25 protein-coding genes are annotated in these 25,669 nt (G+C 58.3%); 19 read left to right on the top strand and 6 right to left on the bottom strand.

Translation table 11 applies throughout. The annotated features are described in order from the left end of the window. Positions 1-2: 2 nt before the first annotated feature. The gene (locus ACT7DV_RS10850) at positions 3-1,652 is read right to left on the bottom strand and encodes a bifunctional 3'-5' exonuclease/DNA polymerase (protein WP_444662505.1); all 1,650 of its coding nucleotides are present in this window, start codon (positions 1,650-1,652) and stop codon (positions 3-5) included. Positions 1,653-1,739: 87 nt separating this feature from the next. Between ACT7DV_RS10850 and ACT7DV_RS10855 the strand changes: the two genes are divergently transcribed. The 7 genes from ACT7DV_RS10855 (at position 1,740) to ACT7DV_RS10885 (ending at position 6,373) form a co-directional block, all read left to right on the top strand. Continuing rightward, a complete protein-coding gene (locus ACT7DV_RS10855) occupies positions 1,740-2,861 on the top strand; it encodes a hypothetical protein (protein ID WP_444662506.1) in 1,122 nt (373 codons plus the stop codon). After that, on the top strand, positions 2,858-4,108 hold the full coding sequence (locus tag ACT7DV_RS10860; RefSeq protein ID WP_444662508.1) for a TadA family conjugal transfer-associated ATPase: 1,251 nt from the start codon (positions 2,858-2,860) through the stop codon (positions 4,106-4,108). The genes ACT7DV_RS10855 and ACT7DV_RS10860 overlap by 4 nt, the downstream gene beginning before the upstream one ends. Further along, complete coding sequence (locus tag ACT7DV_RS10865) at positions 4,102-4,785, top strand: type II secretion system F family protein (protein WP_444662510.1); 684 nt, start codon at positions 4,102-4,104, stop codon at positions 4,783-4,785. Before ACT7DV_RS10860 ends, ACT7DV_RS10865 begins: the two co-directional genes overlap by 7 nt. Further along, the gene (locus ACT7DV_RS10870) at positions 4,782-5,318 is read left to right on the top strand and encodes a type II secretion system F family protein (protein WP_444662511.1); all 537 of its coding nucleotides are present in this window, start codon (positions 4,782-4,784) and stop codon (positions 5,316-5,318) included. Before ACT7DV_RS10865 ends, ACT7DV_RS10870 begins: the two co-directional genes overlap by 4 nt. 141 nt (positions 5,319-5,459) lie before the next feature. Then, positions 5,460-5,642: a DUF4244 domain-containing protein gene (locus ACT7DV_RS10875; RefSeq protein ID WP_060702350.1), complete on the top strand. Its 183-nt coding sequence runs from the start codon at positions 5,460-5,462 to the stop codon at positions 5,640-5,642. Positions 5,643-5,645: 3 nt separating this feature from the next. Continuing rightward, positions 5,646-5,981: a TadE family type IV pilus minor pilin gene (locus ACT7DV_RS10880; RefSeq protein ID WP_146275872.1), complete on the top strand. Its 336-nt coding sequence runs from the start codon at positions 5,646-5,648 to the stop codon at positions 5,979-5,981. Further along, positions 5,978-6,373, top strand: coding sequence for an Rv3654c family TadE-like protein (locus ACT7DV_RS10885; protein WP_444662513.1), 396 nt, complete (start codon positions 5,978-5,980; stop codon positions 6,371-6,373). Before ACT7DV_RS10880 ends, ACT7DV_RS10885 begins: the two co-directional genes overlap by 4 nt. Positions 6,374-6,387: 14 nt before the next feature. On the opposite strand, the gene ACT7DV_RS10890 is transcribed toward ACT7DV_RS10885, so the two are convergent. Then, positions 6,388-8,718, bottom strand: coding sequence for a DEAD/DEAH box helicase (locus tag ACT7DV_RS10890; RefSeq protein ID WP_444662515.1), 2,331 nt, complete (start codon positions 8,716-8,718; stop codon positions 6,388-6,390). A gap of 100 nt (positions 8,719-8,818) precedes the next feature. After that, on the bottom strand, positions 8,819-9,475 hold the full coding sequence (locus ACT7DV_RS10895) for a GNAT family N-acetyltransferase (RefSeq protein ID WP_444662516.1): 657 nt from the start codon (positions 9,473-9,475) through the stop codon (positions 8,819-8,821). Positions 9,476-9,631: 156 nt separating this feature from the next. On the opposite strand from ACT7DV_RS10895, the gene trhO reads away from it, so the two are divergent. Then, positions 9,632-10,531, top strand: a complete 900-nt coding sequence (trhO, locus tag ACT7DV_RS10900) for an oxygen-dependent tRNA uridine(34) hydroxylase TrhO (RefSeq protein ID WP_075972611.1) — start codon at positions 9,632-9,634, stop codon at positions 10,529-10,531. 71 nt (positions 10,532-10,602) lie between these two features. On the opposite strand, the gene ACT7DV_RS10905 is transcribed toward trhO, so the two are convergent. Further along, entirely contained in the window at positions 10,603-11,181 is a 579-nt protein-coding gene (locus ACT7DV_RS10905; RefSeq protein ID WP_444662519.1) for a GNAT family N-acetyltransferase, read from the bottom strand. Positions 11,182-11,254: 73 nt separating this feature from the next. Here ACT7DV_RS10905 and ACT7DV_RS10910 point away from each other — a divergent pair, with 73 nt between their 5' ends. The 6 genes from ACT7DV_RS10910 to proC all read left to right on the top strand — a co-directional run bounded on the left by ACT7DV_RS10910 (position 11,255) and on the right by proC (position 19,240). Beyond that, a complete protein-coding gene (locus ACT7DV_RS10910; protein ID WP_444662521.1) occupies positions 11,255-12,844 on the top strand; it encodes a DUF7059 domain-containing protein in 1,590 nt (529 codons plus the stop codon). 23 nt (positions 12,845-12,867) lie between these two features. Beyond that, a complete protein-coding gene (locus ACT7DV_RS10915) occupies positions 12,868-13,518 on the top strand; it encodes an ArsR/SmtB family transcription factor (RefSeq protein ID WP_444662523.1) in 651 nt (216 codons plus the stop codon). 148 nt (positions 13,519-13,666) lie between these two features. Continuing rightward, the gene (topA, locus tag ACT7DV_RS10920; protein WP_444662525.1) at positions 13,667-16,453 is read left to right on the top strand and encodes a type I DNA topoisomerase; all 2,787 of its coding nucleotides are present in this window, start codon (positions 13,667-13,669) and stop codon (positions 16,451-16,453) included. A 36-nt stretch (positions 16,454-16,489) separates the two neighbouring features. Beyond that, positions 16,490-17,509, top strand: coding sequence for a Ppx/GppA phosphatase family protein (locus ACT7DV_RS10925; protein ID WP_444662526.1), 1,020 nt, complete (start codon positions 16,490-16,492; stop codon positions 17,507-17,509). A gap of 59 nt (positions 17,510-17,568) precedes the next feature. Next, positions 17,569-18,393 (top strand): sugar phosphate isomerase/epimerase family protein, encoded by an 825-nt coding sequence (locus tag ACT7DV_RS10930; protein WP_444662528.1) that lies wholly within the window; start codon positions 17,569-17,571, stop codon positions 18,391-18,393. Between the two features lie 4 nt (positions 18,394-18,397). After that, positions 18,398-19,240: a pyrroline-5-carboxylate reductase gene (proC, locus tag ACT7DV_RS10935; RefSeq protein ID WP_444662530.1), complete on the top strand. Its 843-nt coding sequence runs from the start codon at positions 18,398-18,400 to the stop codon at positions 19,238-19,240. Positions 19,241-19,322: 82 nt separating this feature from the next. Here the strand turns inward: proC and ACT7DV_RS10940 are convergent, their stop codons facing one another. Then, positions 19,323-19,979, bottom strand: a complete 657-nt coding sequence (locus tag ACT7DV_RS10940) for a potassium channel family protein (RefSeq protein WP_060703454.1) — start codon at positions 19,977-19,979, stop codon at positions 19,323-19,325. A 7-nt stretch (positions 19,980-19,986) separates the two neighbouring features. Next, entirely contained in the window at positions 19,987-21,420 is a 1,434-nt protein-coding gene (locus ACT7DV_RS10945; RefSeq protein ID WP_444662532.1) for a TrkH family potassium uptake protein, read from the bottom strand. A 207-nt stretch (positions 21,421-21,627) separates the two neighbouring features. Between ACT7DV_RS10945 and ACT7DV_RS10950 the strand changes: the two genes are divergently transcribed. From ACT7DV_RS10950 to ACT7DV_RS10970, 5 genes are all read left to right on the top strand, one after another. Further along, a complete protein-coding gene (locus tag ACT7DV_RS10950) occupies positions 21,628-22,797 on the top strand; it encodes an acetoin utilization protein AcuC (protein WP_444664840.1) in 1,170 nt (389 codons plus the stop codon). A 94-nt stretch (positions 22,798-22,891) separates the two neighbouring features. After that, positions 22,892-23,329, top strand: coding sequence for an ArsR/SmtB family transcription factor (locus tag ACT7DV_RS10955; RefSeq protein WP_444662534.1), 438 nt, complete (start codon positions 22,892-22,894; stop codon positions 23,327-23,329). Positions 23,330-23,517: 188 nt separating this feature from the next. Beyond that, positions 23,518-24,861 carry an NADP-specific glutamate dehydrogenase gene (gdhA, locus tag ACT7DV_RS10960; protein ID WP_444662536.1) on the top strand — a complete coding sequence of 448 codons (1,344 nt, stop codon included), beginning with the start codon at positions 23,518-23,520 and terminating at the stop codon, positions 24,859-24,861. Between the two features lie 254 nt (positions 24,862-25,115). Further along, positions 25,116-25,340, top strand: coding sequence for a helix-turn-helix domain-containing protein (locus ACT7DV_RS10965; RefSeq protein WP_022874253.1), 225 nt, complete (start codon positions 25,116-25,118; stop codon positions 25,338-25,340). A 139-nt stretch (positions 25,341-25,479) separates the two neighbouring features. Further along, complete coding sequence (locus tag ACT7DV_RS10970; RefSeq protein WP_005504750.1) at positions 25,480-25,578, top strand: 30S ribosomal protein bS22; 99 nt, start codon at positions 25,480-25,482, stop codon at positions 25,576-25,578. The last annotated feature ends 91 nt before the right edge of the window (positions 25,579-25,669 follow it).

Here is a 25,669-nt window from a genome sequence, read left to right on the forward strand (position 1 = left end):
GCCTATTTGGCCTCTGCATAGTTCGAGCAGATGGCTACGCTCACCGGGAAACGCGGGGACGCGGCCCCAAAAAGGGTGCGTCCGGCCAGCATCGCGGCATGCTGGATCAGCTGCTTGAGCTGGTCGGCATGTTCCACAGGGCATTCGAAGACGATTTCGTCATGCACAAAAAATACCTGCTGGCACAGCTCGCCCCAGCCAGCTTGATGAATCAGATGGCGGGCATGGCCCATCCACACCAAGGCCCATTCGGCCGCGGTGGACTGGACCACAAAATTCCTGGTGAAGCGGCCGCGGGCCCGAGCAGCAGCATCTGCAGCCCGCTGGGATCCCTCATCCGCGGTATCCCTTTGCGCCCGCATCCACTGCTCATCGGCCGGTGGACAGCCGCGTCCCAAAAAGCTCCGGACGCCAGCTCCTTGCTGCCCGGCCTGCGCCGCTTGCTCGACGAAGCGCATCGCCGCGGGAAAACTTCTGGTGAGCGCGGCTCCAACCGCCCCGCTGGCGCCTCCGCCACCGCCATAAATGACCGACAGCATTCCCAGCTTGGCCTCTTGGCGGGTGGACACCAACTTGGAATCCAGGAGCCATTGATACAGGTCATCTTGCTGGCCGGCCTGCTGCAATTGCTGATCGCCGGAGATTGCGGCCAGAATTCGCGGTTCGAGCTGGCGTCCATCGGCCACGACAAAGGTGCGTCCGGGCTGGGTGCGGACTACCTGGCGGATGGCGTGAGGCAATTGCAATGCCCCGCCGCCAGAAGCTGCCCACCGTCCGGAGACCACAGTGCCCAAGACGTAGTGGGGATGGAAACGGCCATTTTTCACCCACTGGTCCAGCCAGGTATCCCCGTGCGCACTGGCCAACCGGGAGAGCTTCTTGTAGTCCAGAACTTGCTGGATCACCGGATGGCTGATCTGCTCCAGCTCCCAGGCACGGGCCGAACGCACCGCAAAACCGGCCTTATGCAAAGCCTTGAGCAATTCTTGCGGTGAATCGGGGTTCAATCCCGGGGTCTGCAGCGCGATCGCCAGCTCTTGGGCTTTGGCAGCCAGCTTTGGAGGGCGCGCATAGTCGGAGACCTTCTGGCCCAGCTGCTCGCGCAGCAAGGCGCGATGGCCAGACTCATCCCATGAAAGCCCCGCATGCTCCATCTCGCAGGCGATCAGCGCGCCCACCGATTCGGCGTGAATCAGCAGCTCGAGGCGCTTGCGGGCCACCGCGTCTTGCGGCAGCGCGCGGTGCTGCTGGGCATAGAGCTGGATCAGGTCATCCAGCGATTCGCCAAAGGTCGGCGTATCAAAGAGGGCATCCTGGTCAATGCGTCCAGCAGCGGCCACTGGATGTTCAAGGTCAAAATCGGCGAGCTGCCCACTGGCCATGGGCGAGCGGTGCATGATGCGCTGGGCCAAAGACAATACATGGGCCTTGGCAAGAAAAACGCCAGCGGAAATCAGCGGCTGCATCCACGGGGTAGTGCGAAGCATTGCCCAGCGGGGCCCCAGCTCGGCTTCAGTCTGGGCCACAACCTGTGCAAAATCCTCTCGCGAGACCGGAAACACTGCTCTCAACGGCTGAGCTGAATCGCTGTCGCGGATGTCTATGAGGGCGTAGCCATCAGGATCAGGCGCGAGGAAGGCAATGGCACTCATAAGTACATTGTGCCGTGCCGAGAGCAGATATCCCCATTTGGCTTGCACCCGGGAATCAGCGCGGTGCGCAAATGCCACGATCGATAAATGAAATGGCTAAATGGCTCCCCATCTGCGCTTCAAGAGCAGCACAACAACCGCTTCGTGATGACGCAGCTTGATGACTTGAGAACTGTCTTGCCAGCGGATCATGTTCCTGGAAGCGGGCCTGGAGCTGCTGATGAACCGGTCTGCACCATCGTCAGCAGCGATCCGCAGATCGTGGAATTATGCGCTGCCGTTGCGGTTGGCGCCGCGGTGCGCATTGTTCAATGCACTGATCCGCAGGCTTTAAGCCGGGCCGATACCGGTCCGGTGCTCTGGGGCAGCGACATGGCTGGGCTGGCGGGCGAGGCCGGGCACAGGGTTGATGTCCTGGCAGGGCTCGAAACTGAGACCAGCGAGTTGTGGTCGCTGGCCAGCAGGTTCCCGAAAGCGCGGGTGGCGCTCCTGCCTTCGGCCGGAGCGTGGCTCGGAGAATATCTGGGACTGTGGGCCATGCGTGCCGGTCACGGCCATACGCTGTCCTTGGTGGCCGCCGCCGGTGGACTGGGAACCAGCACTCTCGCGTTGCTGCTGGCCCATGCCGGAACACTCAGCGGGCTGCGCAGCCTAGTCGTTGACCTGGATCCGCATTCCCATGGTTTGTGGCCGCGGGCCACTGCACAGCCGCCGACAGGTATCGGGTGGGAAGAGCTGCAGCATTCGGGCGGCCGGCTTGCGGCACATCAACTAGCCGAGACCTTGCCGCAATTGCATACTACGTCCGTGCTGACCTGGTCCCAGGCAACCGAGCACGAAGCAGTGGAAGAACAACTCATGATCCGCCTGCTGGCTGCCGCGCGCCAAGGCTTTGACTTCGTGGTGCTGGATGCCGGGCGCTACCCCCATCCGCAGCAGGGCGTTATCAACCAGTTCATCAACCGGCAGGTGTACACGGCGCATGGTTCAAGCCTTCCTGCACAAGGCGAGGTAGTGCTCTGCGGAAAACAACAACCGCGGTACGAGCCAGCCTCCAGCGCAGAAATACTTGGCACCTTTCCAACTTCTTCACGCATCATCAAAGCCGAAAGCCGTGGCGAATTGTTCGATAGCTTCAAATCCCGGGGCTTGCGCCAGTCGCTGGCCAACCTGTGCCTGCTTCCGCAACTTCAAGGCCAGAAATCATGAACTCCGGACGACACAGCAAAGACAGCGGGATGGTCTTTTCCGGTCACGCCCTGAACGCCAAGATTTTGGAATCCGTGCGAGAAAGGGCCTTGCAATCCGGAGGGCAATTGGACGCGATCGCGCTGGCGGGGGCGGTCCACGATTCCGGGGCAGCGCTGGGATCGCAAGGCGCCGCTCAGTCCCTGGAGAGATTGCAGCACGAGGTCGCGGGGTTATCGGACCTGGAACCTTTCGCCAGGATCCCCGATGTCACCGATGTGCTCGTTGACGGACAAGGCCAGGTCTGGACCGATTCGCCTCGCGGACTGGAGCTGATGGATTTCAAGTTTCCTTCGGCGGAACGAGTCCGAGACTTGGCCGTGCACCTGGCGACCTTGGCAGGGAAACGACTTGATTCGGCCAGCCCGTTCATGGACATGAGCCTGAAGAATTACCGTGTGCATGCCGTGCTTCCGCCGATTGCCACGCAAGGACCGCTGATCTCGATACGCGTCAAGCATGCAGCGCGCCTCGGTCTTGAAGAAGTCTTGCAATCTTCCTTGCCATTTTGGGTTCCACTTTTGAAAGCAGTCATTGAGAAGCAATTGAATTTCTTGGTGACCGGTGGAACCGGCAGTGGCAAAACGACGCTGCTCCAGGCCATGCTTTCCCAAGTCGATGAACAACAGCGGTTGGTGATTGTGGAGGATTCCCAGGAATTACAAATCAATCATCCGCACGCGGTTTCGTTGCAAACCAGGTCAGCCAATGTGGAATCAGCTGGGCTGGTACAGCTCAAGGACCTCGTCGTCCAGGCCTTGCGCATGCGCCCCGACCGCCTGATAGTCGGGGAATGCCGTGGTGAAGAGATCAGGGACTTCTTGGCAGCAATGAACACAGGGCATCAAGGGGCAGCCGGTACATTGCATGCCAATAATCCGGCGTCGGTTCCCGCCCGGCTTGCTGCGCTCGGCGCCTTGGCAGGCTGGAGCGTCCAGGCCACCTCACTGCAGGCGTCGAGTGCGCTGGACCTGGTCATCCACATGAGCCGCGGTGAGCACGGACGGCGCGGGCCGGTTGGACTGGGCTGCCTTGAAACAGATGACTCGGGGCGCATGCGCATGAGCACCCTGATTGACTTGCACAGCCACCGGCCTCTGACCGTGGTTGGCCGGCAGATGGTGAAACAGAAGTTTGGAAATGCTCTCACAGAGGATCTGGAAACCGAACTAGCCGCGGTGGGCAGTGCAGGGGAAACGCCATGCTGATACTGGTCCTGAGCGCCGCAGCCCTGTGGCTCTGGTTGCCTGCTATTAGTGGCGAGGCAAGCTTGTCAACGAAAAACTGGATGATGTGGCGCGGTTTCAGCCGGCACAACCATGAACCGATGCACACGCTGAACGACGACGCCCGCATTATTCGAGAACTCTCGGCCTTGCTTCGCAGCGGCCTCGGATTCTACCCAGCGCTGGACGCATTATTGGAAGTTGAAAATGGCACGGGCCATATTGTCCAGGCTTTGAAAGACCTGCGTGCCATCCATCGATTGAACAACCAGAACCGCTACGACGACACCAAGGGAGAAATCCTTCCCGAGCATGCCGCCGTCCAGCGGCTGCATTGGTGCCTGCAGATCTCGCAGCGCAGCGGAGCAACCTTGGCAGAAGTTCTCGAGCGCCTAGCCGAGGACTTGGAATCAGCCTCGGTCGCTCAGCAGTCATTCGATGCCGCCATGGCCGGGCCTAGAGCTACGAGGAAGCTGCTCACCTGGCTACCACTAGTGGGGTTCGGCTTTGGCCTGCTCGTAGGCATCGACGTTCTCGGGACACTTCTCTCTTCGTGGGCTGCGCAATTAAGCGTCGCTATCGGCGCGGCCCTCTGGATAGCCAATAGGGTGTGGTGCCAACGGCTGATGCATTCGACCTCGGCTCAGGCACTGTCATGAATCTCTTGATCCTGCTTTGTGCAGCCCTTTCCGCAGCTTTCATGCTGAGCACGGGCGCATCCGTGCGGGCTTCGAGTCCCGGGAGGCCCGCAAAGGCAAAAGACCAGGGCCAGGCTCAACATCAACCCATCGAATTGGTGCTGGATCTCAGCGCCAGCCTGCTGGAATCAGGGATGCCCATTGCAGACATTCTCGACTTATTGGGAAGCAGCATTGACCAGTGCAAGGTCTTGCGCAGTGTCGCCCGGTGTCTGGAAATGAATCTGCCGTGGGACAAAGCGTGGGAAGCGGCACCAAATTGGTTGTCTCCACTGCGAAAAGCATTGCATTTCGCCCATGCCACGGGTGCTCCAGCCGCAACCTTGCTGCGCAACACCGCGGCGCTGCAGCGTCGAGAACACACGCAGAAAGTGGCTCGTCTCGGCGCGCAATTCGGTACAAGACTGGTCTTGCCATTGGGCGCTTGCGCCTTGCCGGCATTCATCGCGCTAGGTGTTGTTCCGCTGATCATTGCGTTGTTCCCCGGCATGTAGCGGAACTGCACCTTTTGATCGAAGAGTTATACCCAGATCGCCGCGAGACGAAGCCCGGCCAGCGGCAAATGACTGACAGTGAAATCACACAGTCAACGGCACCGAGGCCGTCGGCAAAAGATATTGAGAAAGGTCAAAACAATGAACCGACAATTCCGCGAGATCATGGACCAGCTGAAGGACGAGCAAGGTTCCACTACCGCCGAATTCGCCATGGTCACCCTGGCTGCCGTGGCATTCGCCGGGCTGCTAATCAGCATCCTTTCCAGCGGCGATGTGCGTGGAATGCTGATGGGCCTGATCACCAAAGCTTTGTCGCTGTAGGTCATGAAGCTCAGTGATGACAAGGGGAGCAGCACCGCAGAATTTGCGGTGCTGCTCCCCGCGGTCGCGTTGATGCTGTCGTTGCTGTTGTGCTTTGGCGCGCTGGGCATCCAACAGATACAGGTACAACAAGCCGCGGGAGCGATGGCCAGGGAATTGGCCCGCGGTGAAGACCGGGCAACAGCGCAAGCCAGTGGGGTTCGGCTAGCGGGAAACAAGGCGAGTTTTGCTATTTCCACCGGTGGCGGATTTTCAAAAGTCACTGTCCGCAAATCGGTTCAGGTGCCCATCGTGGGCAGTGTTCAAATACGCGGCGAGGCGAGTGTGGCTGTCGAATGAATCAACGAATTTCACATCTGGCTTCTGAACGAGGCAGCGGTACCGTGGTCACCACCGCTTTGGTGATCATGGCTTTGCTGTTGGCAGGAGTGCTTCTTGCGTGGGTCGCTGCCGTGCATGCCGCAATGGACGCGGCGGCAGCTGCGGATCTGGCAGCCCTAGCCGGCGCGGATACGGCACGCGGACTGCGCCAGGGAGACCCCTGCGGAGTGGCGCGATCCCTTGCCCAGGCAAATAACGCAATGCTGGAGTCCTGCATCGTTGAGGCCGATGGCCAGACGGTGGCGGTTTCGGCAAAAGTCCCAGTGTCGTTCCATGCCCTGGGAATCGAACTGTATGCCGCTAGGGCCAAAGCCCGGGCAGGAGCACCGCCACTAGACCAAACCGAATAGCAGCCAGCACTGAACTAGCGATGGTGGCGCGGCTCGACATCGTCCAAGACGGCGCTCAGCAAGAGGATCGCTCCGGCCTTATCCAGTGGATTGTTCCGATTGCCGCATTTCGGAGACTGAACGCAACTAGGACACCCATTTTGGCATTCACACGATTCGATTGCATCCCTGGTTGCGCGCACCCAGTCGGTGAACCGTTCGAATCCCCGCTCGGCGAACCCTGCTCCACCGGGCTGTGCATCGTAGACAAAAATGGTCGGATGCCCGGTATCCATATGCAATGCGGTAGAGACACCACCGATATCCCATCGGTCGCTGGTTGCCACCAACGGCAACAAGCCGATCATCGCGTGCTCGGCGGCATGCAGCGCCCCTGGGAACTGATCCACGGCGAGCCCGGCCCGCAGTAGCCTTTGCTCCGTCATCGTGAACCATACTGATTTGGTGTTCAGATCGCGTGCTTCAAGCTCCAACGGTTCCTCAGAGAGAACCTCATTGGATGCGACGGATTTTCGCTGGAACGAGACGACTTGAGTCGTGACGGTCACTTCGCCGAAATGGATATTCAGCTCCTGATGGCTGCTTTTCCGCTCTTCCGAATCTACTGCCACAGTGGTTAGATCCCGGGCAGTGGTGTAGTAGTCAGGATTTACGCGGGTCACGACCACTACGTGGTTTTGCTCGTCCAATTCTTCAACGTGGTAGCTCGCTCCCTGATGGACGTAAATGGCCCCGGGATGAGCCTGATAATGAGTTTGCGGAGAATCCATGGTTCCCAGCAGGGCGCCGGTTTCAGCATCAATAATGTCAACGGGGCCGCCGCCGTCGGCACGGATGGAAAACATCGCAGCAGCGTGTTGCGGGTGCGTCCAGAACCAGCCAGCTGGCCGCCGGCGGAGATAGCCTCGTTGAACCAGGGACTCCAGCAGTTCTTCGGTGTCCGGGCCAAAGAGCCCAAGTTCCTCAGGACGCAGCGGAGATTCCTGGGCGGCGGCGCAAAGGTGCCCGCTGAGCACGTACTTATTGTGCGGATCAAAAACCGTGGCTTCCACACCTAAATCGAAAATAGCCTCGGGGTGGTGGGCCAGATAGGTATCCAAGGGATCTTCCGCGGCTACAAAGATGGCCAAAGCATCTTGGCCAGAGCGCCCCGCGCGACCGATCTGCTGGAAGAACGAAGCACGCGTCCCGGGCCACCCGGCAACGACTACGGCATCCAGCCCAGCAATATCGATACCCAATTCCAGGGCAGAGGTCGAGGTGACTCCAAGAAGTTCGCCGCTGCGCAGCTGCCTTTCCACTTCCCTGCGTTCAGTCGGCAGGTAGCCGGAGCGGTAGGCGGCTAATCGTACAGAAAGTTCGGGGGCGAATCGTTCTAGATGCTTTCGGGTGAGTGTTGCGATGGTTTCGGCGCCACGGCGAGACTTGATGAAAACAATGGTTCGAGTGTGATCCGCCATGAGATCGGTAAGAATTGACGCGCTTTCAGCGATGGCCGTGCGGCGTACAGGCGCTCCATTTTCTCCTCGATGTTCCGTCAAAGGAGGCTCCCACAAGCCAATGACAAGCTCACCACTGGCAGAGAAGTCATGGGTTACAGCCTTGGCCGGCGCGCCAATGAGCCGGCCGAATGATTCTTCCGGGTCGGAACTTGTAGCGGACGCACCAATAAAAATGGGGGAGGCACCATAGTGGGCGCAGATGCGGCGCAAGCGTCGCATCAGGTTGGCCACGTGTGCCCCAAATACACCCCGGTACGAGTGGGCTTCATCGATGATGATGTAGCGCAGACGCTTGAAGAACCGAGACCAGGCAGGATGATTCGGCATGATCCCGCGGTGCAGCATGTCCGGGTTGGTGAAGACAAAATTCGCGTGCTGGCGAACCCAGGTTCTCGTGGCCTGGTCGGTGTCGCCATCGTAGGCAGACGCGCGCACGCCGGGGACATCGAGGGCCTGCACCGCAGAGAGCTGGTCTGCAGCCAATGCCTTGGTCGGGCATATGTAGAGTACAGACGCGGCGGTATCCGCGTCATTAAATCCGCTATCGCGGGAGTTGTAGAGGGCTTCCAAGCCAGGCATCAGATAGGCCATCGACTTGCCGGAAGCCGTGCCAGTGGACACGATCGTGTGTTGGCCTTCGTGGATGAGATTCGCTGCTTGGGCCTGGTGCAACCACGGGCGCTGGATTCCCAAGCTCTGGAAGGTTTCAACCAGTTCATGGCTCAGCCATTGCGGCCAATCGCTCGTGATTTCATCCTTGGCTGGCCGAGAACGCCGATGCAACACGGCCTCGGGGTCATTGCTGCGGTCATTCGGATCCAACAAGGAACGCACTGACTTCACGTAAACGCCTTTCGGAACCATGAATTGCTGAAGTTAAAGACTATCGCCGTACCCAACACTTTGATGCGTCGGGTACGGCGAGAGGGAAATTCTGAATGGCTTAGGCCTTGAACATCACAACTTTGCCTAGTGAAGTCCAGCCTAAGGATGCGTACAACTGCTGTCCGTCAACCGACGCGATCAGCAGGCCTTCCTCAACGTCATGTTCCTGAGCCAGAGACGCCAATGCGCGCATGATCAGCGTGCCCAGGCCGCGGCGACGGAAATCTGCGCCGGTGATGATGCGGTCGAAAATGGCGAAGCCATTAACAGCAGATACATGGCCGGACGCGGCAACAACTTGCTGGTCGTCCTCGGGGTGCAATGACACGTACGCGTGGGTGCCATCGCGCTCAATCTGGAAGATAAAACCGTCAGCAGGAAGTGGGACCTCAACGTCATGCACGGCAAGTTCGGTAACCATAAGTGCTTCGTCGTCGGCCGTGACCTGAAGGCCAACTTCATTGGCGATTGCGACCAGGCTTTCGGCCGAATCGTCGAAGGCGGTGAGTCGACGGTTAGGGTGCTTTTTCAAGGTCTCGGCAACTGCGGCCAGTTCCTCTTTGGACGGGCCGTAAATTACGTATTCCCAGTCTTCAGTGGTGTCGTGACGCAGGGCAGCGTGGACTCGTCCCTCGTTGCGAGTTTCATAGCCACGGGCTCCTGCCCAGCCGGTTACCCAGGTGCTGATCAGTTCGTCGCTTGCGTTTGATGCCATAATTTGACCCTACCTTGTCTTTCCTAGGAATTCGCTGACATTGAACCAATCGTTGCCTACTTGAAACTCTTGGACTGCCCGAGAAATCACGACTAATCATTGTGACGTTGCTCTTTTACTCGGCGTTTCGCGGCCAAAAGCTACTAATATTGTATGGTGGCCATTCATCGCATTGTTCTGTATTACGCATTTACTCCGCTTCCTGACCCTGAAGCTATCCGCTTGTGGCAGCGTTCATTATTGGAGCGCTGGGGATTGCGCGGACGCATTATCATCTCCAAGGACGGCATCAACGGTACCGTCGGTGGCGAAATCTCGGCCGTCAAGGCCTACGTCAAAGCTACCCGCGAACTACCTGCCTTCAAGAAGATGGACATCAAATGGTCCGAAGGCTCGGCCGAAGACTTCCCTCGCATCTCGGTCAAGGTCCGCGATGAGATCGTCACCTTCGGCGCACCGGGTGAGCTGGAAGTCGATGAGAACGGTGTTGTTGGCGGTGGCACTCATCTGCGTCCCGAAGAGCTGCACGAGCTGGTGGACACCAAGAAGAAGTCCGGCGAAAAGGTGCACTTCTTTGACGGGCGCAACGCTTTCGAGGCGCAGATCGGCAAGTTCAAGGACGCCATTGTTCCTGAAGTGGACACCACCCGCGATTTCGTCGCTGAACTCGATTCGGGCAAATACGACCACCTGAAGGATCAGCCCGTCGTTACCTATTGCACCGGCGGTATCCGATGCGAAGTGCTTTCGGCCCTGATGGTCAAGCGCGGCTTCCAAGAGGTTTACCAGATGCAGGGCGGCATCGTCCGCTATGGCGAGAAGTACGCCGACGAAGGCCTGTGGGAAGGTTCCCTGTACGTCTTCGACAAGCGCATGCACACCGAGTTCTCCGAGAACGCGACAACTATCGGCAAATGCGTTGGCTGCGAAGGCCCGACGAACAAGTTCGAGAACTGCTCGAACCCAACCTGCCGCAACCTGCGACTGTTCTGCGAAGACTGCGCACAAGATGAGCAACTGCGACGTTGTCCGGATTGCAGCAGCGTCGACGCCTGATAGCGCAGATGAACCTTTGACTCGGCACCAGCCTTCATTTGAAGGCTGGTGCCGAGTTTTTCGCTGCTGGACTAGTCAGCTGCGCTAGGCCACAATTCCAGCGAGGCATCGCGTATCTGTGACTCTTCGTCTTCGGTGCGATAGATTTTCAGGCCCCTGGCCTGATAATTCGGCAGGGCGGCTGGTCCGTCCAAGGAGCAAGTATGCAGCCAAACGCGGGCGATTTCTGGCAACTCGGGCCAGCGCGAGGCCAGATCCCAGGCCCGACTGAGCGCTTCCGTAAGCAGGACGCCGCCCAATCCGCGTCCGGTGGCTTCAGGGAAGAGCCCGAAGTAGAAGATTTCTACCTCGCTGCCGGAATCGCCGCGAGTAGTGGCGAGCTCGAAATACCCCTTGGGAGAACCGTCCAGATACAGGACCCAGGTTTCTGAACCGGGGCGCTGCAGGACTTCGTTCCACTGGGCGCGAGTCGAATCCAACCGGTCTGCCCAATGCAATTCGCTGCCGACGCCCTGGTAGAGGAATCGTGAGAATTCCGGGGTGATGTGCTGAGCCTGCTCGATGCGCGCGTTCTTCGGCAATGATTTGCTGGAAGGGATGACTTCGCTGGCGCTCAGTTGCTGGAGAAAGGTAACCGTCACTTGAGTCATGCCACTATCCTAGTGTCGACAGCATGCCAGGTCGTTTCCAATGGCGGCGGCGTGACTAGGTAGACTTGAACGCGTGAATGCCGCCGAATTTTCTGCCCTAGACGAGACCCCTCAAAGTGCCGACCAGCTCTTGCTTGACATGCTTGCCAAGGATTTGAACCATGTCGGCTACGGCTACGAGAAGGTAGCCGAACTGCTTGGCGAGGAAGCGGCCGCTGCTTTTGACCGGGATCAGATTCATCCTGCTTTGCGGGTTCTTGAGCGCCAAAAGCCGGAAACGCCTCTGGTCACCGTGGTGCGCCTTTTCCAATTGGGGCAGTCCGAAGCGGAATCTGCCATCAATAGGGCCTTCAGCAATTTGAAGACCGAAGGCCTGCTCAAGCTGGGATTGATTGAAGCGTGGGCCAACGGATTCCGCGCCACGCTCGCCTTGTCGCTGCATTCCTCGGACGCTGACGGAGAACTGTGGGTCGCCCACGACTTGGGCGCGCATCAGCGCCCAGGAGTTCTGCGCACCGATCACGTATTGGGAATTGGGCAGGCCTCGCTTACATTGGCCCAGCTGACCATTCGTTCCACGGTTGATCGAGCCCTTGATCTTGGCACCGGCTGCGGCATCCAGCTTTTCCATTTGCTCTCCCACGCACAGCACGTCACCGCAACGGACCTGTCCAAGCGAGCCTTGGGCTTTGCTCGCTTCAACCTGCTGCTGAACCACCGCACGCTCGGGCTCGATCCGCAAAACCTTGAGTCCCGGGTCACGCTGCTTCAGGGCAGCTTGTTTGAACCGGTCGAAGGGCAGCGCTTTGACCTGATCGCCAGCAACCCTCCGTTCGTGATTACGCCACGCAGTTCCACCGAGCGGGCCAAGGACCGCTTCACCTATCGTGACGGCGGGATGGCAGGGGACCGATTGGTCAGTACCCTCATAGAACAGGCGCCCGAGTTCTTGAACCCCGGCGGCTCCATGCAGATGCTCTCCAACTGGGAGATTCCTCGCCTGGAAGATGATTCAAATGCTCCATGGGATGCCCGTGTTCGCCAGTGGTTTGGCGATCAGCTGGATGTCTGGGTGATCGAACGCGAACAGACCACGCCAAGCGGCTATGCCGAAACTTGGCTGCGTGACTCCTCGCAGACAGAAGACCAGGCATCCTATATCGCGGCCTACAATGCCTACCTCGACGATTTCGAATCCAGGAATGTTGCGGCCGTCGGCTTTGGGCTCGTGTACTTCCGGCGCCCCGATGGCCAGCGTCCGGTAATCCAAAGCTACGAGCAGATTAATCATCCGGTGGAGCAGCCTCTGGCTCCGACATTGCAACGGGATATTGCCATGGCAGATGAGTTGGGGCGCGCCGGAGAGGGCTTCAAGGAATGGCATCTGCTCGTTGCCGACGACGTGACCGAAGAACGTCATCAGCGCCCCGGGGCGGAACATCCTGGGGTGATTCTGCTGCGGCAGGGAGCCGGTCTTCGCAGGACTGAGTTGCTCGACACTGCGCAGGCTGGTTTCGTTTCGGCGTGCGACGGTGATTTATCAGTGTTTCAGCTAGTCAACGCCTTGGACTCGTTGATCGGCGAGGGGCAGGAAGACTTCGCGGATCGGCTTTATGAAGCAGTGAAGCGCCTCTTGCTACATGGCATGCTTCGTAAAATGTGAAACAAGCGCTAAAGTTTTTGCCTATGACACGCAACACAATTGAGGAACAGGCGGAGGTTGCCTTGTCGATAGAGGGCGGTATTCCCAAGCTCGTCTCCATCACAGACCCGCAGGCCATTCGAGCGTTGGCCCATGATGCTCGACTCATCGTCTTGGATGAGCTCTTCGCCTCCCAGACGACCCGTACCGCAACCGAGTTGGCCTCGCTGTGCGCGCTGACGCCCAGCGCCATGAGCTACCACCTGCGGGCTCTGGAGAAGTATGGGTATGTGATTCGCGCCGCGAGCGAGGGTGATGCTCGCGAACGTCGCTGGCGCGCTGCCGGCGAACGCCTGGAGCTGAATACCCAGATCGACTCGACCAACGCAAAGACCGCATATCTGAACGTGCAATTGAACGCATTTAGAACGCGATTGAATGCTGAAGTGCAGCGACGCGAGGCGGAAGCGAAGGCTGGGATCACCCCCGATCCGGATCGGCCACCTATGCTCACCAGCGGCTTGGTCTTCCTTTCTGAAGAAAAGCAGCGTGAGTTCAACCGTAGAATGTTGGACCTCGTCTACGAGTACGAGGCCAAAGCTACTGCGGAGGAACGCAGTATTGACTCTCGTCGTATGTTCTACTTAATCTCGTTGCTTCCTGAATATCAGACATCAGTGGAGGCAACAATATAGATTGCCTCGCTCAAAGCACAGCAATTCTTCGGTGTAGGATCATCGGGAAATGTGGCTATAGAGTAGGCACAAAGAACGAAGCTGTGATGGCGGATCTAAATTGGACTACATAATGGTCCTGAGAATCCGTACTGTATAAAGGAGTGCTGTGCCCCCCAAGGCCAAGGAAAAGACTGGTAAGAAACTCGTAATCGTAGAGTCTCCTGCCAAGGTGAAGTCAATCGCCAAGTATTTGGGCGAGGGCTTTGACGTTGATGCATCGGTGGGGCACATTCGAGATCTTCCACAGCCATCGGAGCTTCCAACCGAGCTTAAAAAGACCTCGGTGGGCAAGTTCGCAGTCGACTTGGATAATGACTTCGAGCCGTACTACATGGTCTACCCGGACAAGAAAAAGCGTGTTTCGGAGTTGAAGGCCAAGCTCAAAGAGGCCGACGAACTCTACCTCGCAACCGATGCGGACCGCGAAGGCGAAGCCATCGCGTGGCACTTGCTGCAGGTGCTCAAGCCCAAGGTTCCGGTTCGCCGTCTGGCCTTCACTGAGATTACCAAGGAAGGCATTGCCCGCGCGCTGGATAACATGCGCGAGCTGGACACCGACTTGGTTGATGCCCAGGAAACCCGCCGCGTCCTCGATCGGCTGTACGGCTACGAAATCTCTCCTGTGCTGTGGCGCAAGGTAGCTCGTGGCCTTTCCGCAGGCCGTGTGCAGTCCGTGGCTACCCGTCTGGTCGTAGAGCGCGAACGCGAACGCATGGCCTTCATCCCCGCCGGATACTGGGACGTCAAGGGCGAGTTCGCCACCGCTGGCGGCGAAAGCTTCTCGGCCAAGCTCTCCGCCGTGGACGGCGCTCGTGTTGCCTCGGGCCGCGACTTCGACGACCGCGGGCAACTCAAGGCCTCGCGCAACAAGCTGGCGCACCTGGACCAGGACTCGGCCCAGTCGCTGGTTGCGAATCTTTCCGATGCCGACTTTGCCGTCACCTCGGTCGAAGACAAGCCCTACACCCGCCGCCCAGCAGCGCCATTCACCACCTCCACGCTGCAGCAGGAAGCTTCCCGCAAGTTGCGCTGGAGCTCCAAGATCACCATGCAGATCGCTCAGCGGCTGTATGAAAACGGGTACATCACCTATATGCGTACCGACTCGGTGTTCCTCTCCCAGGAAGCCACTACCGCGGCACGCAAGCAGGCCACCGAGCTGTACGGCGCCGACTCCGTGCCGGCCAAGCCACGCGTATACAAGGCGAAGTCCGATGCCGCCCAGGAAGCCCACGAAGCCATCCGCCCCGCCGGTGACATGTTCCGCCGCCCGAAGGACGTGCGCTCGTCGCTGTCCAAGGATGAATACGCGCTCTACGAGCTGATCTGGAAGCGCACCGTGGCTTCGCAGATGGCCGATGCCAAGGGGTTCACCGCAACCATCAAGCTGCAGGGCACCGCGGGTGATAGCCGTGTTGCCGAGTTCTCCGCGTCGGGTACCGTGATCACCTTCCGCGGCTTCCTTGCCGCCTATGAAGAGGGCAAGGACGAGCAGGCCCTTGAAGCTGCCGCCCAGGAGGCAGAAGCCCGCCTTCCACAACTGTCCGTGGGACAGCACCTGGCGGGCGACGAGCTGCTGGCGCTGGGCCACGAGACCACCCCGCCGGCACGCTACACCGAAGCCTCGATCGTCGCTGAGCTGGAAAAGCGCGAAATCGGTCGCCCATCGACCTACGCTCCGACCATTTCCACCATCATGGATCGCGGTTACGTGACCAAGCGCGGTGGGGCATTGGTGCCAAGCTGGATTGCCTTCTCGGTGATTCGCCTGCTTGAAGAGCACTTCGCCAAGTATGTCGACTACGACTTCACTGCCCGGTTGGAAGACGACCTGGATGAAATCGCCAAGGGCCACCGTGCACGCACCGACTGGCTGAACCTGTTCTACTTCGGCAAGGGCGCAGAGTCCGAGACCGAGGGCTTGAAGCATGTGGTCGATAATCTCGGCGATATTGACGCCCGTGCCATCAACTCGATTCGAGTCACCGACGACATCACTTTGCGCGTTGGCAAGTTCGGGCCATACCTGGAACGCGCCATCCCGGAAGGCGCCGAAGAGGGCACCGAACCGCAGCGCGCCAACGTACCAGAAGATCTTGCCCCTGATGAGCTGACAGCAGCGAAGGCGGAAGAGCTCTTTGCCACCGCCCAGGTTGCTGAAAAGGATTTGGGCAACGATCCGGAAACCGGTCGCAAGATCGTGGCCAAGGATGGACGCTACGGCGCCTATGTCACCGAGATCATTCCAGAGCCAACGGCCGAGGATTTGGCTGCGCTGCCCGTTGAGTACTACAAGAACGGCAAGCCAAAGCCACCGAAGAAGCCTGTCAAGATCAAGCCGCGTACCGCCTCGCTGTTCAAATCCATGAGCGTGGAATCGGTGACCTTGGATGATGCGCTGAAGCTGATGAGCCTGCCACGTGTGCTGGGCGCCGACGCTGAAGGTGAAGAGATTACCGTGCAGAACGGCCGTTTCGGACCCTACCTGAAGAAGGGCAGCGATTCGCGATCCATTGAAAGTGAAGACCAGATCTTCACCATCACTTTGGATGAAGCCTTGGAGATCTATTCCCAGCCAAAGCAGCGTGGCCGCCGTGCCGCCGTGCCTCCATTGGCAGAATTCGGTGTGGACCCGACCAGCGAGAAGAACATCGTGGTCAAGGATGGCCGTTTCGGTCCGTATATTACTGACGGGATCACCAATATCACCGTTCCTCGCGGAACGTCGCTGGAAGAACTGACTCGTGAAAAGGCCATCGAACTGTTGGCAGATAAGCGAGCCCGCGGTCCGGTTAAGCGCACGGCTACGAAGGCCCCGGCCAAGAAGAGCACCGCTAAAAAGGCACCCGCGAAGAAGACTACAGCCAAGAAGACCACCGCAAAAAAAGACTGACTAACAGTACTTGCACGGCCAAACGAGGAGCGCACCATGAGACTAGGTGTACTGGATATCGGTTCGAATACCGTTCACCTTTTGCTCGTCGATGCTTACCCGGGAGCCCGACCGGTTCCCTATGCATCGCACAAGCGTCCACTGTCCTTGGTGCGCTACCTCAACGAATACGGTGCTATCACCGAAGAGGGCCAGCAGGAACTGATTTCGTTCATCAATGAAGCGGTCAAGTTCGCCGGCAGCCATCAGGTAGAAGACTTCATGGCGTTCTGCACCTCGGCGATCCGCGAATCTTCCAATGGCTCCAGCGTCTTGGACCGGGTGAAAGCCGAGACCGGCGTGAGCCTGCTGGAACTTACCGGTGAAGAAGAAGCCGGAATGACCTTTTACTCCGTGCGCCGCTGGTTCGGCTGGTCTTCGGAGTCCATCCTCAACCTCGATATGGGTGGCGGATCCCTGGAACTGGCATGGGGCACCGACGAGTTTCCACAGACCGCCTATTCGGTCCCGCTAGGTGCTGGCCGCCTGACCCGTGAGTGGCTGCCCAACGACCTGCCTTCCATCAAGGAAGTGAAGGAGTTGCGCACCTACGTCCGCGACGTGCTCAGCGACCCGGCGACAGAACTTCGCCAATACGGCAAACCGACATTGGCCACGGCCACATCCAAGACGTTCCGTTCGCTGGCCCGCATCACCGGTGCGGCACCGAGCGATGAAGGACCCTACGTCAAGCGAGTTTTGAACCGGGAAGCGCTCAAGCTGTGGACCAATCGCCTGACGGCCATGAGCTGGGCCGAACGTGCAGAATTGCCCGGCGTCTCTGAGATTCGTGCCCCGCAGCTGTTGGCGGGAGCAATTGTCGCCCACGAGGCGATGAGCGCGCTGAAATTGAAATCTGTGCGGATCTGTCCTTGGGCAATTCGTGAAGGTTTGATGTTGCGACGTTTTGATCACGTGATGTTTGACTCCGCGACACCGCTCAGTAGTAGCGTTGGTGTAGGAGAAGTGGCGCTGGCTCATGAAAAACATCAATTTCTCGCTGAGCCGAGCAACTAAACTTTCTCGGTGATACAGGTGTTCCTCTGCACGAGGGCCACGGTAACAGGAGGCAGGGCATGGAAGACCAGAAGAGTTCTTATAAGGTGCCAGTCACCTTGTCCAGCGCGTCAGTTTATCCGCTGAGCGTTCATGATGCCTTCGCAATGGCCAAAGACGTGGGATACGACGGCATCGAAGTATTAGTTACCGGAAATGCCGCTAGCCAGTCGGCCAGCGCACTAAAAGGACTAATGGACAAGTACCAGTTGCCCATCTTGGCCATCCACGCCCCGACATTGCTGCTCACGCAGCAGGTGTGGGGCTCAGCGTGGGCAAAAATTGAACGCTCGGTGATCCTGGCCCAAGCTGTGGGAGCGAGCGTTGTTGTTGCTCATCCGCCTTTCAGATGGCAAGGCGCCTATGCCGAAAATTTCGGCGAGGGAGTACAGCGGCTCATTGATACCACCGGCATGAAAATCGCCGTTGAAAATATGTATCCCTGGCGCGCTCGCGGTCGCGAGGCCAAAATGTACCTTCCGCATTGGAACCCCGTTCCGCAGCACTATCAGCACGTCACCTGGGACTTCTCCCACGCCGCCATCGCCAATATGGATTCGCGGCAAGCAGTCGAAGATCTTGGACAACGGCTGGCGCACGTACACCTTTGCGATGGGCTGGACAACGGAAAAGATGAGCATCTGGTCCCTGGCCTTGGCACCCAGCGGGTGGCGGAATCCCTGCAATATTTGCGAGATGTCGCGTGGGAAGGAACCTTGGCTGTGGAAGTGTCCACACGCAAGGCCAAGAACGCTGGCCAAAAAGAAGAATGGCTGGGAAAGACCCTTGAGTTTGCCCGCGAGCACTTATCTGCGAGCAATGACCGCAACCCGATGAAACAATGAACTTATGAGTGAAGCAACAAAGAACCTGACCCTGTCCTTCCTCGGCGCTGGCTCGATGAACGGTGCCATCCTTCGAGGCATCATCGCTTCGGGCCACGACCCCAAGCTGATTACCGCCACCGTGCGCAGCGACCAGCGCGCGCCAGAACTTCGCGCACTTGGAATCAACGTCCTGGTCAGCGAACAAGACCCGAAGGCCAATGCCAAAGCCGCCGCCGACACGGATGTCATTTTCCTTGGCGTGAAGCCAGTGGGCATCACCGATCTCTGCGAAGAGATCTCGGGAGCATTGACCCCGGACAAGGTTGTCGTTTCCGTCGCCGCCGCAATCACGCTGGAAAGCATGCAGGCGCACCTGCCAGCTAATCAGCCGGTCATCCGTTCCATGCCCAACACGCCATTGATGGTCGGTGCCGGCGTTGTCGGCTTGAGCCCGGCACTGAGCGTCAGCGAAGAACAGACCCGCCTGGTGACCGAGCTGCTGTCCGGATCCGGCGACGTGCATGTCATTGATGAAGCGCAGCAGAACGCCTTGTCGGCGATCTCCGGTTCGGGCCCAGCCTATGCCTTCTACCTGGCCGAGGCCATGGCCAATGCCGGAGTGGCTATGGGACTGGACGAAAAGCTTTCCATCGACCTGGCGCGTGCCACCGTCGCAGGCGCCGGAAAGATGCTTTCTGACCCGCAGGCCATCCCGGGAGAGCTGCGCAAGGCCGTTACCAGCCCCAAGGGCACCACAGAGCAGGCTATCAAGACCTTCGACGAGCACGGCATTCCAAAGATCATCGCCGCTGGTACGCAGGCCGCAGCGGCCCGTGCAGCACAGCTCAGCGAAGAACTCGGCTAGACGCCAGCAGCAACACCAACAAAAATCGTGGTCGGCATCCATCAATGATGGGTGCCGACCAGGATCGTTTTTAGTGCAGAAATTATGGCCGAGCGGCGAAGCGTTCAAGAAGATCCACGTGGCCCGAGACGATCAGCACGTCTCTGCGCGTCACGATGGTATCGGGGACTGCATAGGTGAAGTCCTCACCTGGCGATTTCACGCCGACGATGGTCACGCCATACTTTGAGCGTACCTGCGACTGGGCAAGGGTAAAGCCCTGGGTTTCCTTGGGTGGATACATTTTGACGATGGCAAAACCATCATCAAACTCGATGAAGTCCAGCATTCGTCCGCCCACCAGGTGCGCTGCACGGACCCCGGCGTCAGCCTCTGGGTAGATTACGTGGTTGGCTCCGATACGGGTCAGGATCTTGCCGTGTGAAGGAGTAATTGCCTTGACCCACAAGTGTTCAATGCCGAGGTCCACCAAATTCACCGTGATCAGCACGGAGGATTCGATGGACGTGCCAACGCCAACGACGGCAGAAGAGAATTCCTGGGCACCGAGTTGGCGCAAAGCGTCAATGTTCGTGGCGTCGGCGGCCACCACGTGCGTCAAAGTGCTGGCCCACTGCTGAACCAATTCGGGGCTGCGTTCGATTGCCAAGACTTCTCTGCCCTGTTTGACCAGTGTCTCAGCAACGGACGCACCGAAACGGCCCAGGCCAATCACGAGGACTGGGGCATTATGGTCCATATTCTTGTCAGCCAATGAGTGGCCTTTCTTCCGGAAGCTTGAATAGTGAATTGCGGTGGCGCATGGTTAGCGCGCTGGCCAGGGTGATGCTGCCGATGCGTCCGGCAAACATCAAAACACTGAGGACGTATTTTCCTGCTGGCGGCATTTCTTGGGAAACACCGGTACTCAAACCGACAGTAGCGAACGCTGAAATCGATTCAAAAAGGGCCCGGGAAAAACCAACTGACTCGTCGATAGTGACCAGGGCACCAGTTGCCACCATCACCAGGGAACCACCCATGGCAACCACGGAGATCGCCACGCGCATGGTGCCCTGCGAGATCTGGCGGCCAAAGGCCCTCACCTCGGTATCGCCTCGGACCTCGGCCATAATTGCCAAGAACATCACGGCGATGGTTGTGACCTTGATGCCACCCGCCGTGGAAGCGGAACCGCCACCGGCAAACATCAAGGCATCGGTCAATAGCACCGTGACTTGATGGATGTCGTTCTGATCAACCAGGTTGAATCCACCCGAACGCGTCATGGTCGAAGCAAATAAAGCGTGGATGACCTTGTCGCTCACTGACATGTCGCCAAGAGTCCGAGGGTTGGACCACTCAAAGATGAGCCACAGGAACGCGCCAGCAAAGAGCAGGATTGTGGTGACCAACAAGGTCAGCTTGGTATGCAGATTCCACTTTTTGATATTGAACTTGTGTGCCAGCAGAACCATGATCACAGGGAAGCCCAGAGATCCGGCAAAAACTCCGCCCATCAGCGGGGTTAAGATCCACAGGTCGGTCTCGTAGGGGACCAGTCCATCGGAGTGCGGAGTGAAGCCAGCGTTGTTAAAGGCTGAAACCGCATAGAAAATGCCATGCCAAATCGACGAAAGGACGCTTTCGCCCAAAATGTAGAAACGCGGAATCAAGCACAGTGCGATTAGTCCCTGCAGGCTGATGGCGGTCAAGATGACAATGCGCAGCAGTGAGCTAACTTCGCCTAGTGCCGAGGCGCCGGAGCTGTCCATGGACTTTTGAGCCATGAGTTTTGCCCTGACGCCCAGCTTGCGCGACACCGCGAGGGACATGATTGATGCCAACGTCAGGATGCCCAAGCCGCCCATAAAGGCGGCAATGAGCATGATCAGCTGGCCCAGGAAAGACCAATGCACGGCGGTGGAGACCGTAGTCAGGCCAGTGACACAGACTGCTGAAACAGCGGTAAACAGAGCATCATGCAGCGGTGTGGCCTCTCCAGCCGAAGAGGAAAAAGGCGCAGCCAGCAGCGAGGTGAAGACGGTGATGGCCAGGACGAAGACGCCGAGGGTCAAGCGTGCGGGGGAGCGCACGGTGAAGTCGGCAATCGCCATGCGGAACATTAGCCATCTTTTGCGATGCTGTTCGCGCAGTTCAGCTGCCCGGGACCGAGGGCCCAGATCACTGGCAGTGCTCATCTGTAACTCGCTGTTTCTTCGGGACAGGTGGATAACGAGAGTGGAAGTTGAAGTCCTTCTAGTAATTTACGCGTTTCCTGCGCTAAACGCTTGCCTTGCGGGCCTAAAGAATGGCGGGGTCGCGCAAAGCGCCATATATTCATGAGTTGGATCACCATCGGGTAGCCTGAAAAAGTGTTAGATCCGCAACAGGCCCCTCGGCCAACAATGGTCATGTGGGATGAACAGTACCTGAAGTACAAATTCAGCGACTGGCATCCCATGCACCCGCTCAGGCTCGAATTGACCTATCGGCTCAGCGAAGAGCTCCAGGTGCTGGACGCAGAGAACGTTAAGATTCATGCGCCCGAGATTGCCGGCGATGCAGTGATCCGCACGGTTCACGACCAAGGATTCATTGATCAGGTCCGGCGCGTTAGCGACGATCCATCGCTGATAGCCGAAGAATTCGGGCTAGGAACCGAAGATGACCCAGTCTTCGCCGGAATGCACGATGCCGCTGCGCGCATCGTCGGCGGCTCCGTTATTGCCGCCCAAGCGATCATGGACCAGAACACGGTGCGCGCGGTGAATTTCGCCGGAGGCATGCACCATGCCTCCAAGAACAAGGCGAGCGGATTCTGCATTTACAACGACGCGGCAGCCGCGATCCAGCGAATGCTTGATCAGGGTGCGCAACGAGTGGCCTACATCGATGTCGATGCCCACCACGGCGACGGCACAGAATCCATCTTTTGGGATGATGAACGGGTCCTGACAATTTCATTGCATGAGTCAGGGCTGTCCCTATTCCCGGGCACTGGGTTCGCCAATGACATTGGTGGCGAGCAGGCCCAAGGCAGCGCCGTGAATGTGGCTTTGCCTGCAATGACCGGGGACTCGGGGTGGATGCGGGCCTTCCACGCTATCGTTCCGCAGCTGATACACGCCTTCAAGCCAGAAATCATCGTGTCCCAGCATGGGTGTGACGCCCATCGAGATGATGACATGACCAACTTGAAGCTTTCGGTTGACGCGCAGCGCCAAGCGGCCTTGGATATTGCCCAGCTTGCAGACGATGTCTGCGAGGGGCGCTGGCTGGCGACCGGCGGCGGTGGATATAACATCACTGCTGTGGTGCCAAGAACCTGGACCCATTTGACCGCCATCGTCGCCGGCAAGCCCGTTCCGCTGCGTACGTATGTGCCTGAGACATTCCGCAGACACGTTCTTGAACGATACGGGCGCGCCGTGCCTTATCTCATGGGTGACGACGCGCAGTTGTGGTGGAGAAACTGGGAAGTCGGATACGACCCAGCTGACCCCGTGGACCGCACGATTATTGCGACGCGCAAGGAAATTTTCCCGCTCTACGGTCTGGATCCGTGGTTTGACTAGCCAGGATGCCTTGGCTGCAAGCATTCGACAGCGGAAATGCAGGGCGGAATGGATGGCCAAATCAATGACCATTTGATCATATGCCGTTAGGGTTATGTATGTGGCAATTGATGAAGTTTTTTCGGCGTTGGCAGAGCCAACCCGTCGCAAGATTATTGAAGCGCTCAAAAATGAGCCAAAAGCCGTGGGCGCGCTGGTCACCGAGCTGGAGATTTCCCAGCCAACGGTGTCCAAGCACCTGAAGGTATTGCGCGAGGCGCAGCTGGTCAGCATGGCCGCAGCTGGCCAACGTCGTATCTACAGTATTGATACTTCTGCGCTGGAGGACTTAGTGCATTGGTGCGCCGACTTGGTGCCCGTTCCGGAAGCCGAAGAGCAGCTGGTTGGCAATCAAGCGAATTCGCAGCTTGCGACTGCAACGAATCCAACAGCTCAGCAGATTGGCCGCAGCGTCGGGCGCGGATTGGAACAAGTCACCGGTAGAGCCCAGGAATTCCTGGAGCGGCTCCCTCGTTTTGGGCGCCGTCGCTAGCTGATCCTTCTAACTGTTCTGGCGCTGCCGGCAGCGTGGCAAGTGATTCACGTTACGGCCATGTTTCCGATTTATAACCGAGGATTTTTCCTCACGGTGCTCAGCGTGGGATTCTCATGAACGGGGCAGTGACGCCATGTGTGAGCTTCCTCAGGCGCTTGTTCCTGTCCCCTGATGAGGAGAGAAACTTGGACAAGCACTTAGCTTCGATTCGCGACGAAGTCTTCCGACGCAATCCCGGTGAAGCAGAATTCCACCAGGCCGTCACGGAAGTATTTGAAAGCCTTGAAGCGGTTTCGCTCAAGCACCCTGAATACGCCGAGGCCGCCATTCTGCAGCGCTTGTGCGAACCCGAGCGACAGATTATTTTCCGTGTGCCTTGGGTTGATGACCAGAACCGGGTTCAGATCAATCGCGGCTTCCGAGTTGAATTCAACTCCGCGCTGGGCCCCTACAAGGGCGGCCTGCGTTTCCACCCTTCGGTCTACCTTGGCATCGTCAAGTTCCTTGGCTTCGAGCAGATTTTTAAGAACTCCCTGACCGGCATGCCGATCGGCGGCGGCAAGGGCGGTTCGGACTTCGACCCTCGTGGCAAGTCCGATGGAGAAGTCATGCGCTTCTGCCAGTCCTTCATGACTGAGCTCTACCGCCACATCGGCGAATACACCGACGTGCCTGCCGGTGATATTGGCGTGGGTGGCCGAGAGATCGGCTACCTCTTCGGACAGTACAAGCGCATCACCAACCGCTACGAATCAGGGGTCTTGACCGGCAAGGGGCTGAGCTGGGGCGGATCATTGGTTCGTCCAGAAGCCACCGGCTATGGGGCCGTAATCTTCACCGAAGAGATGCTCAAGACTCGCGGGCAATCCTTCGACGGCCAGCGCGTTGTCGTTTCGGGCTCGGGCAATGTTGCCATCCATGCCATCGAGAAGGCCCAGGACCTCGGCGCCACGGTTGTCACCGCATCAGACTCTGCCGGTTTCATCATTGATGAAGGCGGCATTGACCTTGAACTGCTGCGCCAGATCAAGGAAGTCGAGCGAGGACGTATTTCTGAATACGCGCAGCGTCGTGGCACCAGCAATGTCACGTACGTTGCTGGGGGCAGCGTATGGGACGTGGCGGGCACCGTGGCGTTGCCATGCGCCACACAGAACGAGCTCGGCGAAGACGCAGCCAAGAAGATGGTCGCCGCTGGCACCATCGCTGTTGCAGAAGGCGCCAACATGCCGACCACGGCCGAAGCCACCGCCATCTTCCAGGGTGCCGGCGTGCTCTTTGGCCCAGGCAAGGCCGCCAACGCCGGTGGCGTGGCCACCTCCGCGTTGGAGATGCAGCAGAATGCCAGCCGTGATTCGTGGAGCTTCGAACACACCGAACGCCGACTCAGCGAAATCATGGTCGGTATTCACGACAGCTGTGCTGCCACCGCCGATGAATACGGCATTCCCGGCAATTACGTCGCTGGCGCAAACATCGCCGGATTCGTGAAAGTTGCCGATGCCATGCTTGCGCAGGGCGTGATCTAAGAAAACAGTTTGTTGCGATCCGCACGGTATCCCTCGTTGAGCTGGGACTTGCCGTGCGGATTGTCTCGTTTAGGCAACAAAATTTTGATTCTGAAGAGTCCTGAAGTGTTTCGTGATGCAAAAGTTACTAAAGTGCGATTAGACTAGGACAAAGCGAACGTGAACCAGATCGCCGATGTTGATCCAAAGTCGTGTAAGTTCACCTTCGCTAGTAACGCGACGAAATAGAGATCAGCGTCAGGAGAATATCCCGCATGACGGATAAACAGAATTTTGCAGGAGCCCGTTTCATGACGGTGGCCGAAGTGGCTGACATGATGCGCGTTTCCAAAATGACGGTTTATCGGCTGATTCACGCAGGCGATCTGCCTGCCGTTCAGTTCGGCCGCTCCTATCGCGTTCCAGAGAACGCTGTGGAATCCTACCTCAGTGCTGCGGCCATTGATCCGCAGCACGGTACCGGTTCTTACGGTCGATAGTCCGCGCGATGGTCAGAGCATGGCCGAAAAGCGGGTAATCTATTAAGGAACGTTTAACGTCCGGTCAACCTTGTCTTTTTGCTTGCTTGCAAGCAGATGCTTTAGGTTGACGCATTTAATTAGTTTGTGAGGAACCACTATGGGCTCTGTTATCAAGAAGCGCCGCAAGCGTATGTCCAAGAAGAAGCACCGTAAATTGCTTCGTAAGACTCGCCACCAGCGTCGCAATAAGAAGTAAATCTACTTCGAGCATTTTGCCGCCAGGCAATCATCGCCACCGATTCGCAGGTCACCTGCAAACGGTGGCGATTGCTTTATCCAAAAGGTTC

This window comes from Glutamicibacter sp. TV12E (assembly GCF_052441935.1).
In the GTDB taxonomy this organism is placed as follows: Bacteria; Actinomycetota; Actinomycetes; order Actinomycetales; family Micrococcaceae; genus Glutamicibacter.